Raw genomic sequence first — 17,708 nt, 5'->3', positions numbered from 1 at the left:
TGTTTGCTCCTAATTAATCGAACTTAGCTCTCTGGGTAGACCTTCTCTTTGAACTCACAAAGGTCTTCTATAATACAACTCCCACAACGCGGCTTTCTGGCGATACAGGTATAACGGCCGTGGAGAATCAACCAGTGATGGACGTCAAGTTTAAATTCCTTGGGCACCACTTTCAGCAGTTTTTGCTCCACTTCATCCACATTTTTACCGATGGCAAACCTGGTGCGGTTAGATACACGAAAAATGTGTGTATCAACGGCAATCGTTGGCCAGCCAAACGCAGTATTGAGCACCACATTAGCCGTTTTGCGTCCAACGCCCGGTAAGGCTTCGAGTGCTGCTCGGTCTTCTGGCACTTCACCGCCGTGTTTTTCCAGCAGAATCTGGCAGGTTTTGATGGTGTTTTCTGCTTTCGAGTTAAACAGGCCGATGGTTTTGATGTACTCTTTTAAGCCGTCGACCCCTAAATCTAAGATGCTTTGCGGGGTATTTGCCACTGGGAAAAGTTTGTCCGTGGCTTTGTTGACGCTCACATCCGTTGCTTGGGCTGAGAGCAGTACAGCGATAAGCAGTTCAAACGGTGAATTCCAATTGAGCTCCGTTTGTGGGTTGGGATTGTGCTCGCGCAAACGCTGCAAGATTTGAATTCGTTTTTCTTTGTTCATGCTGACTTCCAAGGGAAAGGCTTAGCGCTAGGAGAATTATAATGGCCGCTAAGCCGATAAAACCGATTAGGCGTTTGTGACGCGCACGCGCTCTATTGCCGGTTTTTCTTGTTGAGGCTGACGTGCTTTGAGATTAGCATCAATCACGTTTTTCAGGGCAATCAAAAAGCCGACGCCAATAAATGCGCCCGGTGGCAACAAGGCTAATAAAAAGCTGGTGTCAAAATGGAATATTTCTATACGCAGTGCGGCGGCCCAATCTCCCAGTAATAAATCGGCGCCATCAAAGAGTGTCCCGTTGCCGAGAATTTCACGCATCGCGCCGAGCACGACCAAAACGCTGGTCATGCCCATCCCCATCCAAAAGCCGTCTAACGCTGCGGGCAACACCTCATTTTTAGAGGCATACGCTTCTGCGCGGCCGATGATGATGCAGTTGGTGACGATCAAAGGAATGAAAATCCCAAGAGAGAGATAGAGTCCGTAAGCATAGGCATTCATCAGCAATTGCACGCAGCTTACTAAAGACGCGATGATCATGACGAACACAGGTATGCGGATCTCTTTCGGGACATGATTGCGCATCAAAGAGACACTGACGTTTGAGCCAACCAACACCAGCAAGGTAGCAATACCAAGGCCAAGCGCATTGGTGACGGTTGAGGAGACAGCAAGCAGTGGGCACAACCCGAGCAGTTGAACCAGCGCGGGGTTATTGCTCCACATGCCGTTTTTCAGCAAAGTTTTATGTTCACTCATGGCGGTTCTCTCCACAGTTTAATGGCTGGGTCAGAAGTTGCTGGCGATTGGCGTTGACAAACTCTACCGTATTACGCACCGCTTTTACAACGGCACGGGGTGTAATGGTCGCGCCAGTAAATTGGTCGAAATCGCCGCCATCTTTGCGCACATTCCAACGGTCATAATTGTTTTCATTGAGTTGCTTACCGGAAAAACTGCTGATCCAATCGCTCACACGTAAGTCAATCTTATCACCCAATCCGGGTGTTTCTTGATGGCCGAGAACGCGAGTTGCCAAAACTGTACCTGTATTATCAATGCCTGTAATGATTTTAATCGCGCCGTTATAGCCATCTGGAGCGATGGATTCAATCGCGATTGCGGTTGGTTCACCGTTCAAGGTCGCGATGTAAGCGGGCATGGCTTTATCGGTGCCAAGCGCTGGATTGGTGAGCAAAATACAGGATTCAAACAGCAGATTATCGTGCATCTGTTTGGGAATCACCTGATTGAGCACCGAAGAGAGCTGCGCTTGCTCTTGGCGCTTGATCTGATCTTTGGTGAAATATTGGGTAACGGCCACCAAACCTGTGGTGACACAGGCGAAAATAGCGAGCGTTAATCCGTTGTGACGAATGGCGTTAATCATGCACTTTTCCTGTTTAGTGTCCGTAAGTTCGAGGTTTGGTGTAGTAGTCGATCAACGGTACACACATATTGGCTAACAGAACGGCAAAGGCGACCCCATCAGGGTATCCGCCCCAACTGCGAATCACGAAAACCAAGGTGCCGATGATGGCGCCAAAGATCAATCGACCTTTCACCGTGGTGGATGCAGATACCGGGTCGGTGGCGATAAAAAACGCGCCGAGCATGGTTGCGCCCGAGAGCAGATGAAGGACTGGAGAAGCGGTTTCGCCAGGCGCAAACAGCGCAAATAGACTGCTGAGTACCGCTAATGCGCCAAGAAACCCTGCTGGAATGTGCCATTGGATGATTCTTTGTTTGATAAGCACCAAGCCGCCGAGCAGATAGGCGAGGTTTACCCATTGCCAGCCGAGCCCTGCCAAGCCTTCAAAGATCGGCTGTTGAAGAATCTCTGAGGGTGTCGCACCAGCGCGTAGCCCAGTTTTGAAAGCATCCAGTGGCGTCGCTGTGGTGATGCCATCGATGCCTGCACGCACTTGCTGGAGTGAAGAGCCATCAAGCGTCAAACCACGAAAAATTAGGGAAAGTGTATCGCCAAAAGTGGTGGCTTCACGGCCAACGGTTTGCCCAATCTCTTGCAGCATGCTTGGCTCATTCCAACTGGTCATTTGCACCGGAAATGAGATCAGCAGAACTACGTAAGCGACCATGGCCGGATTGAATGGGTTTTGTCCCAAGCCGCCATAAAGGTGCTTGGCAATCACGATGGCAAACACCAAACCAATGGCGATGATCCACCAAGGCGCCAAAGGCGGGATCGCGACAGCGAGTAACCATGCCGTGACGAGGGCGCTGTTATCGCGTAAAGCGCGCGCTGGTGAACGTTTTCTCAACAGCATGACCAAGGCTTCTAAACTCAACGCAAGGGTGATGGCCATGATCAGTTGAATCAAGGTGCCCCAGCCGAAAAAGTAGCTTTGTGCAATCAAGCCAGGCAAGGCACACAATGCGACCCATTTCATCAGGTCAGGCGTGCTGCGTCGATTATGGGCGTGTGGTGAACTGGCAATAAAAAACGACATTACTCGTTCTCCTCAGACTGATTCTTTTCTGCTTGTTGTTGTGCTTTGCGTGCTTTAGCGCGGGCAATCGCGGCTGCGACGGCGGCTTTTTTCGGATCGTCTTGCGTTTCGGCTGCTTCTGCTGGCGCTGCAACTGCCTCTTCACTTTGTGCTTTACGCGCTTTGGCGCGGGCAATGGCGGCCGCAACGGCGGCTTTTTTCGGGTCGTCTTGCGCTTCGGCTGCTTCTGTCGGCGCTTCAGCCTGCTCATCACTTTGCGCTTTACGCGCTTTGGCGCGGGCAATGGCGGCCGCAACGGCGGCTTTTTTCGGGTCGTCTTGCGCTTCGGCTGCTTCTGTCGGCGCTTCAGCCTGCTCATCACTTTGCGCTTTACGCGCTTTGGCGCGGGCAATGGCGGCCGCGACGGCGGCTTTTTTCGGATCGTCTTGCGTTTCGGCTGCTTCTGCTGGCGCTGCAACTGCCTCTTCACTTTGTGCTTTACGCGCTTTGGCGCGGGCAATGGCGGCTGCGACGGCGGCTTTTTTCGGATCGTCTTGCGTTTCGGCTGGTTCTGTAGGCGCTGCAACTGCCTCTTCACTTTGCGCTTTACGCGCTTTAGCGCGGGCAATGGCGGCCGCGACGGCGGCTTTTTTCGGGTCGTCTTGCACTTCGGCTGGTTCTGTCGGCGCTCCAGCCTGCTCTTCACTTTGTGCTTTGCGCGCTTTAGCGCGGGCAATGGCGGCTGCGACAGCGGCTTTCGGGTCGGAACTCTTGGCCTCTTCGTCAACGCTTGGTGGCGTTTCTTTGGCCGCTTTACGCTCGCGAGCGAGGCGCTTACGTTCTTCACGCAGCTTGGCCATTTCGGCATTATCAGGTTCGGTTTCCCCTGCTTGTAAAGCCTGCGCTTGCTTTGCTTTCGCTTTGGCAATCGCGGCGGCAACGGCAGGTTTGACTTCGGTTTGCGAGCTGTTTTCTTGCGCTTTCTGAGCTTTAACTCGCGCAATCGCCGCGGCAATCGCATCATCGCCGCCAGTTGATTTCATCTCTTTCCGGCGATCATCAGCCGCTTTCTTAAAGCGGTTTTCCCGTTCCTCTTTTTCTCGCTCAAGGCGTGCTTTTTTCTCTTCAAAACGCTGTTTAGCGCGCTCGGCGGCTTCGGCTTCTTGAGCGCGAGTGCGGATTTCAGCTTTTGCTTGGCGATAGTAGTTGACCAGTGGGATTTCACTCGGGCAGACGTAAGCACAAGCGCCGCACTCGATACAATCTTTCAGGTTGAGCTCGGTGCACTTTTCGTACTCTTGCGCTTTGGCGTGCCATTGCAACTGCTGAGGCAAAAGCGATGCAGGGCAGGCTTCTGCGCACGCGCCACAGCGAATACAGTCCATCTCATAACGAGATGGCTCAATTTCCCGACGGGTTGGCGCGAGAATGCAGTTCGAGGTTTTGGTGATTGGCACATGCGCGTGCGGCAGGCTAAATCCCATCATCGGACCGCCCATAATCAGGCGCGTCAGTTTTTTATCAGCGTGATAGCCAAATTCGTCCAGCAGTGCTTGCACTGGTGTGCCAAGTAAAGCCCAAACGTTGCGTGGCTGTTTGAAGGTATTACCCGTGAGAGTCACAATGCGGCTGACCATCGGCTCGCCATCGACAATCGCTCGTTTGACCGCGTAGAGTGAGCCGACGTTCTGTACCAAAATACCGATATCGGCAGGAATGCCACCGGCGGGCACTTCTTTGTTGGTCAACACTTTGATCAGTTGTTTTTCACCGCCAGAAGGGTATTTGGTCGGGATAACGCGAATCACGATATCTTTGTTGATTGCCGCCTTTTCTAACGCCGCTATGGCAAGGGGTTTGTTGTCTTCAATGCCAATGATGGTGAGCTGAGGCTTTAAAATATGCTCTACAATTTCAATGCCTTGGATAACTTCGTCGGCGTGCTCTTGCAGCAGTTTGTCGTCTGCGGTGATGTAAGGTTCGCACTCGGCGGCGTTGACAATCAGAATGTCAGTACGACTCAGCCCAGATTGCAGTTTTTTGGCGGTCGGAAAGCCAGCGCCGCCCATACCGGAAATACCCGCCATGCGGATGAGATCGACCAGTGTTTCCGCATCGCACTGAGTGTAATCGCTCACTGGCTTCTTCGGTGCCCATGTATCTTGGCCGTCTGGGCGAATAACCACACACAACTCACTTAAGCCGGAAGGGTGCGCGGTGGTTCTTGGTTCAATCGCCGTCACAATACCGGAGGTGGACGCATGTACTGGCAGAGTGAAGCCTGTGGTTGACTGGGTGAGCGCCTGCCCTTTGAGTACGTGATCGCCAATGTTGACCAACAGGTTGCCCGCTTTGCCAATGTGTTGTTTAAGCGGTAGAACGATTTCTTGCGGGATGGAAGCAAAAACCAGCTCTTGCTGGTTAGATTGGGTTTTGTTTTCGGCCGGATGAATCCCTCCGGGGAAGTCCCACAGGGCGCCAGTACGAATTTGTTCAATCAAAGACAACATGCTGCCCCTTAATTGTTATTGTTGCTGCCCGGAGCACGGTGCGTATCTGCCTCGGTAATGTTGACCACAGGGATAGTATTTAGCTGCCATTTCCAGCTCTCTGGAGTGGCTGTCAGCGGAATCATCTCAATACAATCCGTTGGACATGGCGCAACACATAAATCACAGCCAGTACATTCATCCTTGATCACCGTATGCAGGGCCTTTGTGCCACCGACGATCGCATCCACTGGGCATGCTTGAATACACTTAGTACAGCCGATGCACATGTCTTCATGAATGAAGGCCACGGTTTTGACTTTGCCCTCTAAATCATGAGCCGATTCTTGCGCCTCAACGCCCATCAGATCGGCCAGCTTTTCTATGGTTGCTTGGCCACCTGGAGGACATTTATTGATGCTGTCGCCATTGGCGATCGCTTCTGCGTAAGGTCGACAACCAGGGTAGCCACATTGACCACATTGAGTTTGTGGCAAAATGGCATCGATTTGATCGACGATGGGGTCGGCTTCGACTTTAAAACGGATCGAAGCGAAACCAAGAATGGCGCCAAACAGCGCCGCCAAAATGGCGATCGCGATAACCGCGATTAAAATGGTACTCATGCTATCTTACCAACCCGGTGAAACCGAGAAATGCCAGAGACATCAAACCTGCGGTGATCATCGCAATCGAAGCGCCTTTGAAAGGAACGGGCACGTCGGCGGCGTTAATGCGTTCACGCATAGCAGCAAAGAGGATCAACACCAGCGAAAAGCCCACTGCGGCACCAAAACCGTAAATGATCGATTGGATGAAAGTGTGGTTTTCATTGATATTGAGCAGCGCAACGCCAAGTACTGCACAGTTGGTGGTAATCAATGGCAGGAAGATGCCCAACAGACGATAGAGGGTTGGGCTGGTTTTATGCACCACCATTTCGGTGAACTGTACCACGACGGCAATTACGAGAATAAAACTCATGGTTCTGAGGTATTCAATCGCAAGCGGGCGGAGAATGTAGCTTTCCACTAAATAGGCGCAGACAGAAGCCAGAGTGAGGACAAACGTAGTCGCAAGCCCCATGCCGATGGCTGTTTCCAGCTTTTTCGACACCCCCATAAATGGACACAGGCCCAAAAACTTCACCAGTACAAAGTTGTTTACCAACACAGTGCCAATCAACAACAAGAGATATTCGGTCATAGTTATAACGTTCTTCAATTCCGATCTCGGTATTATCGTGCTTTGTTACGTCAATAACAACCAATGAAAGCTAAGGTTTTTGTATAGCTGGCTGAAATTTATACGTTATGCAACCGCTCGGACAAGCAGAGCCGAGAAACGTCGCCGTGGATGGGAAAGAAAGCCGTTGGCAACGCAATCAAAGAGTGGAATGAAGTCGGTCGTGTATTTTGAATGAAATTGGCTAACGTGATTTGTTTTTGGCACTTAATAATTCATCTGGCCCGTTAGCCCAATCTCGAGGCGAAATGCACTTATGCCGCCTTTTGGTACAAACACAAAAAGGCCGTCACTGCGCGCTCCGTGGAAAGACGAAGCTGTTCTGAAGACGGTTGCTCGATCGCGCCTAACACGTAAGGTTCATGATATTCCGAGTAGAGCAGCGCTTTAAACTGCATGGCGGCCACCCAAGGATCGCAAGGCACCAATACCCCTTGTTTCGTCTGTAAGGAGAGATAATTTCTCATCCGGGTCCAGCCTCGCTTTGGACCATTTTCATAGAAATGTTTACCAATGTCTGAGCGTTCTGCATCATGAATCGCCATACGATAAATAGCCATAACCTCAGGACGCAGAACCGATTTTAGAAAATTGTAACCAAATTCTAATAGTGCGCTGCGGATGTCGCTATTTTGCTCAAGTGCGAGGAATGAATTGGAAATTTGTGATGCAGCACATTGCTCCATAACAGCAGAAAAGATCTCTTCTTTTGAGCAGAAATAGTTGTAAAGCGTCGCTTTTGAGCCGCCCAGTTGCTTCGATATATGTGACATAGAAGTCTGTTCAAATCCTTGTTTAGTAAAGGATTCTTTGGCTATATCCAAAATGGCTTGGCGCTTTTCATCGCTTTTAACTCGCATCTTTCTTACCAATTCCAACCGAAAAAATGGGGTTAAGTTTCTCTTGACGGTTTCCTGATGTCAAGAGTATAACTGTACAGTACGGTTTAGTTATTTGCTCAAGACGTTCAATTTGACTGCTGCCTAACGAAAACGGCGCAACTGGTGTGCGCCGTTCTCATTTCCCCTTGATTTCCGATGAAGCCAATCTTCAAAGGCTCCATCGTGCATTTTTGACGAAGGTTTACTATATGACATCTCCAACCAAAGAAGAGACAGGCCAAGATTTTGATGCCGCACGCGCTGCTCAATCGCGCAAAAAAGGATTCCTCGCTTTAGCTGCCGCCGTTGCTATTGCGGCGGGCGGCTATACAGCCTATTGGCACTTTGTCGGATCTCATTTGGTAACTACGGACAACGCATACACCGCAGCCGAAGTGGCGGAAGTGACGCCTGCAGTCGGCGGTATTGTCGCGAACGTAAACGTCGTGGATACCCAATATGTGAATCAGGGAGATGTCTTGGTGCAAATTGATGATACCGATGCCCGTTTAGCACTGCGCCAAGCGGAGGCGGATCTGGCTTTAGCCATCCGTCGTGTGCGTAGCTATCTGGCAAACGATGAAGGGCTGACCGCGTTAGTCGAAGCGCAAGAAGCGAATGAGCAACGAGCGCAAGCACAGCTCAATGCCGCCAAAGCCGATTTTGAGCGTGCCAAAATTGATTTGAGCCGCAGAGAAGATCTGCTGCGCTCTGGTTCGGTATCGAAAGAGGAGTTGACCAACGCGAAAACACAATTTGCTCAAGCTAAGGCCAATCTCAATGCGGCCAAAGCTGCCATGGCACAAGCGCAAGCGAATAAGTTATCCAGCATCGGCTCGCAGAAAGCCAATGCGGCATTGACAGACAACACTACGCTGGAAAATAACCCGGAAGTGTTGCTGGCCAAAGCGCGCTATGAGCAAGCGAAAATTGACTTGGAGCGTACCGTGATCCGTGCGCCAATCAGTGGTGTTGTTGCCAAGCGTCAGGTCCAGATTGGTCGCCGTGTGCAAGTTGGCGTGCCGCTGATGAGTGTGGTTCCCCTGCATAACATTTATGTCGATGCCAATTTTAAAGAGGTGGAGCTGCGCGATGTCAAAGTGGGCCAAGAAGTCACTCTAAAAGCCGATCTGTACGGCGATGAGGTGCTTTATCACGGTGTCATTGCCGGATTTTCTGGCGGTACAGGCGCCGCGTTCTCCATGATCCCGGCACAAAATGCGACCGGTAACTGGATTAAAGTGGTGCAACGCTTGCCTGTGCGCGTCGAGATCGATCCCAAGGATTTGCAAGCACATCCATTGCAAGTCGGTTTATCGATGGAAGTGACGGTCGATACCACCACCGATACTCACGGGCAAACCTTAGTCAACTATCGCGCAATTAAACTGGCCAACCAAGGTTAAGGAGGCGACATGAGTCATTCCTCCGACCAAGCGATCCAGCCCCTATCCGGAGGGGCACTCTTTATCGGCGCGCTCTGTTTGGCGATGGCCAATTTTCTTGCCATTCTCGATACCACCATCGCGAACGTTTCGGTTTCCAATATCGCAGGTAGCCTCGGTACGTCGACCAGTCAGGGCACTTACGTGATTACCTCATATGCGGTGGCTGAGGCGATTTCCGTTCCATTAACTGGCTGGCTCGCGTCGCGTTTTGGATCAATTCGCGTATTTGTCACTTGCTTTATCTTGTTTGGCGTTTTTTCACTGCTCTGCGGTATGGCGGACAGCATGAGCACATTGGTGATGTTTCGTGTTTTTCTTGGCTTCGCGGGTGGCCCTCTGATGCCTTTATCGCAAACCTTGATGATTCGCATCTTTCCCAAGCACAAGAGTCACGCGGCGATAGGCATTTGGAGTATGACCACCTTGATTGCGCCGATAATGGGGCCAATACTCGGTGGGTATTTGTGTGACCAATACAGCTGGCCTTACATCTTCATGGTGAAAATGCCGTTTGCCATCATTGCGGGCTTGTTGTGCTGGAAACTGCTGCAGAGATTTGAAACCAAGACGGCGAAAGCAAAAATCGACAAAGTGGGTCTGCTGCTGTTGGTCGTTTGGGTAGCCGCACTGCAATTGATGTTGGATGAAGGTAAAGATCACGACTGGTTTGAATCGTCTCGAATTATCTTTTTGGCGGTAGTGGCGGTGATTGGTTTTATTGCGTTTCTGATATGGGAACTGACCGAAAAGAATCCCGTTGTAGATCTCAAAGTCTTTCGCCATCGAGGCTACAGCATGAGTATGGTGACGCTTTCCTTGGCCTTTGGTGCTTTCTTTAGCATCTCTGTGTTGACGCCGCTCTGGCTACAAATCTACATGGGCTATACCGCCACCATCTCCGGTTTCGCGACGGCGAAAATGGGCATTTTAGCGGTGTTTTTAGCGCCGATTGTTGCCAACTTGGCTGCAAAATATGATCCTCGACCATTCGTCTTTACTGGGGTGATGTGGCTTGGGCTTTGGACCTTATATCGCAGTTTCGGTTCGGTCGAGATGACCTTCGCCCAGATCAGTTGGCCGCTGTTTTTCCAAGGTATCGGCATGCCGCTGTTTTTTGTGCCGCTGACTGCGATTGCGTTGGGAAGTGTCAAACCGCATGAAATGGAATCTGCGGCAGGACTAATGAATTTTATCCGCACCTTATCCGGCGCGTTTGCCACATCGATGATCAATACCTCGTGGGAGCATGAAACGCGGTATGTTCATGCGGAGTTAGCAGGCTTAACCGATCGCAGTGGTGTGGCGCTACAAGCAATGCAAAATGGCGGAATGAGTGCCGAGCAAGCGCGCTCTAGCATGGATTGGATGCTGCAAGGGCAAAGTGTCATGATCGCGACTAACCAACTGTTTATGGTTATCGCGTGTATCTTTGCGCTGGCCGCTTGCATGATATGGCTAGCGCCTAAGCCCAAACGAGGCGTCGATACCTCGTCGGTACACTGATTCGTCGATTTCACAGACAAAAAAAGCCACATCTTGCGATGTGGCTTTTTTATGAATTTGGCTCCTCCTGCTGGGCTCGAACCAGCGACCTGCGGATTAACAGTCCGTCGCTCTACCGACTGAGCTAAGGAGGAAAGGTCGTGCTAAAAAGCGGGGCGAATGTTACTGATCGAATGATTTCCTGTCAATAGCAAGTCATGTCTGAGACACACATTTTTGCTTTAAAAAAAGCTTTACTTTTCTGTATGCCTTACAGTTCAAAGGCTGAGTTTACTTATCCACCAAAATTGTGGATAAGTGTGTGAGTTAAACTTTAGCAAATAGATTGGGTGGATAATTTAGGTAGTAAACTCTAAAAAATAATGACGAATTGCTAATGTTAATTTAATGATTTTTATCGAATAACTTAAAAATATGACACGGATCCAAGATGTGGCTGAAATGGTTTGCGAGTCGCGGAATAGCAAGAAAACAGACAGAAAGGATCTATTTTGGGGAAAACTTGTGGAAGAATATTTCGCTGTTAAAGCCAGTTAAGCAGCAAAATGGGCGAAGATAATATCAAGTCATTGTCAGGAAATCCAGAAAAAACTCTGTACGGTTTTGCCTAAACGCAGTTCAGGTAAAATCGACAAACGCTTGTTGCACTGTCATTCTCCAGAGATGATGTGTATATTTATACAGCTTTGAATCGCAGCCATCAGAAACGGGGAAGATATGAGCAAAGTATTTGATTTAGTTTCGGAATATGCGCCATCCGGAGACCAACCAAGTGCAATTAAGCAATTGGTCGAAGGATTAGATTCCGGTTTGGCCCACCAAACTTTATTGGGTGTGACGGGATCAGGCAAAACTTTTACTCTAGCGAATGTCATAGCGCAAGCACAGCGTCCCGCGATCCTGTTGGCCCCCAACAAAACCCTAGCGGCTCAGTTGTACGGCGAGATGAAAGCTTTTTTCCCCAACAACGCCGTTGAGTTTTTCGTCTCTTACTACGATTACTATCAACCCGAAGCGTACGTTCCCACCACCGACACCTTTATCGAGAAAGATGCATCCATCAATGCGCATATTGAGCAGATGCGTTTATCGGCCACCAAAGCGCTGCTGGAGCGAAAAGACGCGATTATTGTCGCTTCGGTTTCCGCTATTTATGGTTTGGGCGATCCTGAAGCGTATTTGCAGATGATGCTGCATATTCGTCGTGGTGACGTGATGGAACAACGCGATATTTTACGCCGATTGGCTGAACTGCAATACAGTCGCAACGACATTGCCTTCGAGCGAGGGCAGTTTAGAGTCCGTGGTGAAGTGATTGATATTTTTCCCGCCGAGTCCGATCAAGATGCGGTACGAGTAGAAATGTTTGACGATGAAATTGATTGCATCAGTATTTTTGATCCCTTGACAGGCGTGATTAAGCAGCGTGACATTCCTCGCTTTACGGTTTACCCCAAAACGCACTACGTGACGCCGCGTGATCGCATTCTCGAAGCGATTGAGAATATCAAGAAAGAGTTACTTCAGCGTCAAACCTATTTACGAGAGAACAATAAATTACTCGAAGATCAGCGTATTACCCAACGCACTCAATTTGATATTGAGATGATGCTCGAACTTGGTTTCTGCTCGGGTATTGAAAACTACTCTCGTTATCTCAGTGGACGTTCAGAAGGCGAGCCGCCACCCACCTTGTTTGATTATCTCCCGCATGATGGCTTGCTGATCATCGACGAATCGCACGTGACCGTTCCGCAAATCGGCGCGATGTACAAAGGCGACCGATCGCGTAAAGAGACCTTGGTGGAATACGGGTTTCGCTTGCCATCCGCGCTGGATAACCGTCCTCTGAAGTTTGATGAGTTTGAAGCGCTCGCCCCACAAACCATTTTTGTATCGGCCACGCCCGGTAATTATGAGCTGGAAAAATCGGCGGGTGAAATTGCTGATCAGGTCGTGCGCCCGACAGGATTATTGGATCCGATCTTGGAAGTGCGCCCGGTGTCGACTCAGGTCGATGATCTGCTTTCGGAGATTCGTCTGCGCGCCGTGAAAGACGAACGGGTCCTGGTGACCACGCTAACCAAACGCATGGCGGAAGATTTGACCGAATATCTGCATGAACACGACGTCAAAGTACGCTATCTGCACTCGGACATCGACACGGTTGAGCGGGTGGAGATTATCCGTGACTTGCGCCTGGGTGAGTTTGATGTGCTGGTGGGTATCAACTTACTGCGAGAAGGTCTCGACATGCCTGAGGTGTCGCTGGTGGCTATTCTGGATGCTGATAAAGAGGGGTTCTTACGTTCGGAACGCTCTCTGATTCAAACGATTGGCCGCGCAGCGCGTAACTTAAATGGTAAAGCCATCCTGTACGCGGACAACATCACCAAATCAATGCAAAAGGCGATGGATGAAACCGATCGTCGTCGAGAGAAACAGCAAGCCTACAACGAGCAAATGGGCATCCAGCCGCAAGCGCTAAAACGCAATATCAAAGATATTATGGAACTGGGAGACATAGCCAAGAGCCGCAAGCAGAAGAGCAGCAAAATGGTGCCTCTGTCTAAAGTGGCTGAGCCTTCTCAGACCTACGACATCCTGTCTCCGCAGCAGCTTGAGAAAGAGATCAGTAAATTGGAAGCTCAGATGTACAAGCATGCACGTGATCTGGAATTTGAGTTGGCTGCAGAGAAGCGCGATCAAATTGAAAAGCTGCGTCAGCAATTTATCGCCAATAGCTAAAGGCCCACTTTCAATCTCAGACGCAAAAAAAAGCCAACAGCGTTTTCACTATTGGCTACGGTTGCGAACACGAAGTTCACTAACAACGTCAGTTGGCTAGGTGACCTAAAAGGTCATCCAGCCTTTGCATCGTTTATGCCAATCTTTGTGGTTCTCTTTGCTTGATTTTTGAACATATTTCCGAAAAAGCACGTTTGTAATTTGCAAAATGCATCGCGCAATGCGATTATTGTTCGAAACACAAATAAAACTTGGCTAGATTATGCAACATACTACTGATGCGCCGCGCTCGCGTTACCTTCTCATGGTGGAAGATACTGCGTCTGTCGCGGCTTTATACCGATCCTATTTAACACCATTGGGTATCGACATTAATATTGTTGGTACCGGACGAGATGCGATTGAAAGTCTCAAACACCGAATCCCGGATCTGATCCTGCTTGATTTAAGATTGCCTGACATGACTGGAATGGATGTCCTGCACGCAGTGAAAGCCAGTCATCCCGATGTCCCGATAATCTTTATGACCGCGCACGGTTCGATAGATACTGCAGTCGAGGCGATGCGTCATGGCTCGCAAGACTTCTTGATTAAACCTTGTGAAGCAGACCGCTTGCGGGTCACGGTCAATAACGCCATTCGTAAAGCCAGCAAACTGAAAAATGAAGCTGACAGTCCAGCTAATCAGAATTACCAAGGTTTCATCGGTAGTAGTCAAAAAATGCAGCAGGTGTACCGCACCATAGACTCAGCGGCGAGCAGCAAAGCGAGTATTTTCATCACCGGAGAAAGTGGCACAGGTAAAGAAGTTTGTGCAGAGGCCATTCACGCCGCGAGTCGTCGTGGTGACAAGCCTTTCATCGCCATTAACTGCGCGGCTATTCCCAAAGATTTGATTGAAAGTGAGCTGTTTGGCCACGTAAAAGGTGCCTTTACAGGCGCGGCTACTGACCGGCAAGGGGCCGCAGAATTGGCCGATGGCGGTACGTTGTTTCTTGATGAGCTGTGCGAAATGGATTTGGATTTGCAGACCAAGTTGCTGCGCTTTATCCAAACAGGCACGTTCCAGAAAGTCGGTTCGTCAAAAATGAAAAGTGTTGACGTGCGTTTTGTTTGCGCAACCAACCGCGATCCTTGGAAAGAAGTGCAAGAGGGGCGCTTTCGTGAGGACTTGTACTACCGTTTGTACGTGATCCCACTGCATCTTCCTCCGCTGCGAGAGCGGGGAGAGGATGTGATAGAGATCGCCTATTCTTTACTTGGTTATATGTCTCATGAGGAGGGTAAAAACTTTGTACGTTTCTCTCCACAGGTACTTGATCGATTCAATGAGTACGAATGGCCCGGCAATGTGCGACAGCTACAAAACGTACTGCGTAATATCGTAGTACTAAACAATGGTAAGGAAATTACCATGGAAATGTTACCACCGCCGTTAAATCAACCGTTAGCTCGCAGCGAAAATCGCCTATTCAAAGAGTTAGAGCCGGTTTCTGTAACAGATATCTACCCGTTATGGATGACAGAAAAAATGGCGATTGAGCAGGCGATAAAAGCGTGTGATGGCAATATTCCACGTGCCGCAGGTTACTTGGACGTTAGTCCATCGACTATCTATCGCAAACTCCAGACTTGGAATGGAAAAGAAGAGAGCAGGGCCCGTGATGGAATTACTGAATAAAGAGAAAATCGCTTCGCTCGGTGAAGAGATAGGTCCGGAGAACGTGCCTATATTGCTGGGTATCTTTCTTAACGAACTTGAGACCTACCTCGGGGTACTGTCGGATGCCACTTACAATGACAAAATCACTTACTTGAAAGAGATCAGTCACGCATTAAAAAGCAGCGCCGCCAGTTTTGGTGCCGATGTTCTATGCGACTTTGCCCTAAATTTGGACGGACGAGCGAAACAAAACGACGCATTTGACGAAGTGACCGATGTGCTAGCAATGATTGATGTCTTGCATCAAACCCAGCACGCTTACCAGCGATGGCAAAACGAAGCGTTCTAAGCGTCTAATATAGGATATGGGAATCGAAAACGGCCCTTGATGGGCCGTTAGTGTATTACCCATTAAGCTTGAATCAGTTGCTGTTCAATGGCTAAACGCAATTTATTGCGATCATGTCGCCAATCGTGGTTGGCAGAGGCAAGAGATTGGGTCGCGAAATGCCAATGTTTTTTTAAATCAGGATGTTCAGTATCGCCAAGAATGACATCAATTTTCCGTCCTTGACAAGCACGTTCACACCATTCCAGCTTTTGTTTGAGATCCATTCTTCCTGCTGGGCCATATTCAGGGCTAAGGTTAGCAACGAATATCAGTTTCGCCCTGCTGTTACGTGCAATCGCTTTACCCAGCTCAGGCAAAAGTAAAGGTGGCATAATGCTGGTCAAAAAGCTGCCCGGGCCAAGAATAATTGCATCCGCTTGCTCAAGTGCGACGACGGCTTCCTTCGTGGCTGGCACTTTTGGGGAAAGATCCAAGCGTTTTAAATCGGTGGCCATTTCATCCACGTTGGTTTCTCCTGTGACCCATTTTCCCTCCACCGACAGGGCGGTGAGATCGGACGGGTGCTCAGACATGGGGAGAATATTGACCTCGACTTTGAGCATGTCACGCACAAGATTGATGGCGTCTAAAGGCCGAACAGATAAGTTGTCCAATGCCGTGAGCATCAGATTCCCTAAGTTGTGCCCGTCAAGTTCACCACTGCCTTTAAAACGGTATTCAAACATCATGGAACTGATAGATGGTTCGGTGATGAGCTGGTTAATACAGTTGCGGGTATCGCCCCAAGCGATGCCGCCTTGGCAGTGTCGAATACGCCCGGTTGAGCCGCCGTTATCTGTAGTCGCGACAATACCTGTCGCGTTCCCACCAAAGTCTTTAAGAGCTGCCAAAACTCTTCCTAAGCCATGGCCGCCACCCACTGCGACGACCTTTTTGGAAGTGTGTACGTTCATTCAATTCTTCTTATTTTTTGTCATAACCAACTACAATTTAGAGTATTCGATTCATATCAGATACTCACTAAGTAGTAAATTGTGTATTTAGTGATGTTTTTCTTGGCTAGAGCTAGATTCCACCATAAATATTAAGTATTTTATCTGGCAAAGCTACCCTTATCTTGCTAGATCAAGGGTGCCATAACTCCGAGCTTAACTTGCTAAGTCGTGTTTTGCGATAAGCAGCTTAAGCCAGTGGCAAAAGGCCACAAGGGCGACATTGGAAATGATCTCGCCTCCCGTATTTGGAAAGGTGTTCCGTGGCGCAACAATTTGAAGATACATTTCATCGCAAGTTCTATTACCTGCGTTTGTCGGTGACTGACGTCTGTAATTTTAAGTGCACTTACTGCTTACCTAACGGCTATCAGTCGCACGGGCAAGCGCCTTCGTCTTTTTTATCTGTCCCAGAGATCCGCCGGCTGGTGGCTGCGTTTGCCTCTTGCGGCACAAACAAAGTGCGCATTACAGGTGGCGAGCCTAGTCTGCGTAAAGACTTTTTACCCATCATTGAGAGCATTGCTTCAACCCCGGGTATCGAAAAAGTGGCGATGACCACAAATGGCTATCGGCTTGAGAAGCAGGTCGCGCAGTGGCAAGCGGCAGGGCTGACTCACATCAATGTCAGCGTCGATAGTCTTGATGCGCGGATGTTTCAGCAAATTACCGGTGAGAACAAATTTGCTCAAGTGATGTCAGGTATCGACCGTGCATTTGATGTCGGTTATGAGCAAGTCAAAGTCAACGTGGTATTGATGAAAGGGCTAAATTTACGCGAGTTTCCGGCTTTCCTGCGCTGGATAAAAGATCGCCCAATTCAATTACGTTTGATCGAATTAATGCAAACTGGTGAGATGGACCAACTCTTCAACCAGCATCATGTTTCTGGTGCTGTGATCCGCACTCAACTACTCAATGCAGGCTGGCTGCCGAAAGTGAAAGCCGCTAATGATGGCCCTGCACAGGTTTTTGTTCATCCAGATTATCGGGGTGAAATTGGTCTGATCATGCCCTACGAAAAAGATTTTTGCACCAGTTGCAATCGCTTGAGAGTATCGGCAAAAGGCAAATTGCATCTGTGTTTGTTTGGTGAACAAGGAGTCGATCTGCGTGATCTCTTACACCGTGACGAGCAACGTGACGAACTGATCACTCGCATTGCAGGCGGATTGAAAAATAAAGCCGTCAGCCACTTTCTCCAACAAGGCAACACCGGTGCGACGCCACATTTGGCTTCTATCGGTGGATAATTCCAAACTTCTCGAACTC

15 protein-coding genes, 1 tRNA gene and 1 riboswitch are annotated in these 17,708 nt (G+C 49.4%); of the genes, 6 read left to right on the top strand and 10 right to left on the bottom strand.

Translation table 11 applies throughout. The features are described 5' to 3' along the window. Window positions 1–23: 23 nt before the first annotated feature. The 8 genes from nth to I3X05_RS11370 form a co-directional block, all read right to left on the bottom strand. Entirely contained in the window at window positions 24–665 is a 642-nt protein-coding gene (gene nth / locus I3X05_RS11405) for an endonuclease III (protein WP_045570822.1), read from the bottom strand. Between the two features lie 66 nt (window positions 666–731). Next, window positions 732–1,424 (bottom strand): electron transport complex subunit E, encoded by a 693-nt coding sequence (locus tag I3X05_RS11400; protein ID WP_045570821.1) that lies wholly within the window; start codon window positions 1,422–1,424, stop codon window positions 732–734. Then, on the bottom strand, window positions 1,417–2,055 hold the full coding sequence (gene rsxG / locus I3X05_RS11395) for an electron transport complex subunit RsxG (protein WP_045570820.1): 639 nt from the start codon (window positions 2,053–2,055) through the stop codon (window positions 1,417–1,419). Before rsxG ends, I3X05_RS11400 begins: the two co-directional genes overlap by 8 nt. A 13-nt stretch (window positions 2,056–2,068) precedes the next feature. Then, complete coding sequence (gene rsxD, locus I3X05_RS11390; RefSeq protein WP_045570819.1) at window positions 2,069–3,136, bottom strand: electron transport complex subunit RsxD; 1,068 nt, start codon at window positions 3,134–3,136, stop codon at window positions 2,069–2,071. Next, window positions 3,136–5,625 (bottom strand): electron transport complex subunit RsxC, encoded by a 2,490-nt coding sequence (gene rsxC / locus I3X05_RS11385; protein ID WP_337970728.1) that lies wholly within the window; start codon window positions 5,623–5,625, stop codon window positions 3,136–3,138. The genes rsxD and rsxC overlap by 1 nt, the downstream gene beginning before the upstream one ends. Window positions 5,626–5,633: 8 nt before the next feature. Continuing rightward, window positions 5,634–6,230, bottom strand: coding sequence for an electron transport complex subunit RsxB (gene rsxB, locus I3X05_RS11380; protein WP_337970727.1), 597 nt, complete (start codon window positions 6,228–6,230; stop codon window positions 5,634–5,636). Between the two features lies 1 nt (window position 6,231). Next, window positions 6,232–6,810, bottom strand: coding sequence for an electron transport complex subunit RsxA (gene rsxA, locus I3X05_RS11375; RefSeq protein ID WP_039429927.1), 579 nt, complete (start codon window positions 6,808–6,810; stop codon window positions 6,232–6,234). 293 nt (window positions 6,811–7,103) lie between these two features. Beyond that, complete coding sequence (locus tag I3X05_RS11370) at window positions 7,104–7,709, bottom strand: TetR/AcrR family transcriptional regulator (protein ID WP_045570816.1); 606 nt, start codon at window positions 7,707–7,709, stop codon at window positions 7,104–7,106. 230 nt (window positions 7,710–7,939) lie between these two features. Here I3X05_RS11370 and I3X05_RS11365 point away from each other — a divergent pair, with 230 nt between their 5' ends. Continuing rightward, window positions 7,940–9,136, top strand: coding sequence for an HlyD family secretion protein (locus I3X05_RS11365; protein WP_337970726.1), 1,197 nt, complete (start codon window positions 7,940–7,942; stop codon window positions 9,134–9,136). Window positions 9,137–9,145: 9 nt separating this feature from the next. Then, complete coding sequence (gene vceB, locus I3X05_RS11360; RefSeq protein ID WP_045570814.1) at window positions 9,146–10,681, top strand: multidrug efflux MFS transporter permease subunit VceB; 1,536 nt, start codon at window positions 9,146–9,148, stop codon at window positions 10,679–10,681. 58 nt (window positions 10,682–10,739) lie between these two features. On the opposite strand, the gene I3X05_RS11355 is transcribed toward vceB, so the two are convergent. Continuing rightward, window positions 10,740–10,815, bottom strand: a tRNA-Asn gene (locus I3X05_RS11355). 583 nt (window positions 10,816–11,398) lie between these two features. On the opposite strand from I3X05_RS11355, the gene uvrB reads away from it, so the two are divergent. From uvrB to luxU, 3 genes are all read left to right on the top strand, one after another. After that, window positions 11,399–13,429, top strand: a complete 2,031-nt coding sequence (uvrB, locus tag I3X05_RS11350; protein ID WP_045570813.1) for an excinuclease ABC subunit UvrB — start codon at window positions 11,399–11,401, stop codon at window positions 13,427–13,429. A 262-nt stretch (window positions 13,430–13,691) separates the two neighbouring features. Further along, window positions 13,692–15,110 carry a quorum-sensing sigma-54 dependent transcriptional regulator LuxO gene (gene luxO / locus I3X05_RS11345; RefSeq protein ID WP_045570812.1) on the top strand — a complete coding sequence of 473 codons (1,419 nt, stop codon included), beginning with the start codon at window positions 13,692–13,694 and terminating at the stop codon, window positions 15,108–15,110. Next, the gene (gene luxU, locus I3X05_RS11340; protein WP_045570811.1) at window positions 15,094–15,441 is read left to right on the top strand and encodes a quorum-sensing phosphorelay protein LuxU; all 348 of its coding nucleotides are present in this window, start codon (window positions 15,094–15,096) and stop codon (window positions 15,439–15,441) included. Before luxO ends, luxU begins: the two co-directional genes overlap by 17 nt. A 62-nt stretch (window positions 15,442–15,503) precedes the next feature. Here luxU and I3X05_RS11335 read toward each other — a convergent pair whose 3' ends face one another. Next, the gene (locus I3X05_RS11335; protein ID WP_045570810.1) at window positions 15,504–16,397 is read right to left on the bottom strand and encodes a YvcK family protein; all 894 of its coding nucleotides are present in this window, start codon (window positions 16,395–16,397) and stop codon (window positions 15,504–15,506) included. Between the two features lie 175 nt (window positions 16,398–16,572). After that, window positions 16,573–16,711, top strand: a riboswitch (molybdenum cofactor riboswitch). Between I3X05_RS11335 and moaA the strand changes: the two genes are divergently transcribed. Next, window positions 16,700–17,689, top strand: coding sequence for a GTP 3',8-cyclase MoaA (gene moaA, locus I3X05_RS11330; protein WP_045570809.1), 990 nt, complete (start codon window positions 16,700–16,702; stop codon window positions 17,687–17,689). Its footprint overlaps the riboswitch before it by 12 nt. Window positions 17,690–17,708 lie beyond the last annotated feature (19 nt).

Origin of the sequence: Vibrio navarrensis, assembly GCF_015767675.1 — a bacterium.
GTDB lineage: Bacteria > Pseudomonadota > Gammaproteobacteria > Enterobacterales > Vibrionaceae > Vibrio.
Note: the sequence above shows the minus strand (reverse complement) of the source record. Positions and strands in the feature narration are given on the sequence as shown.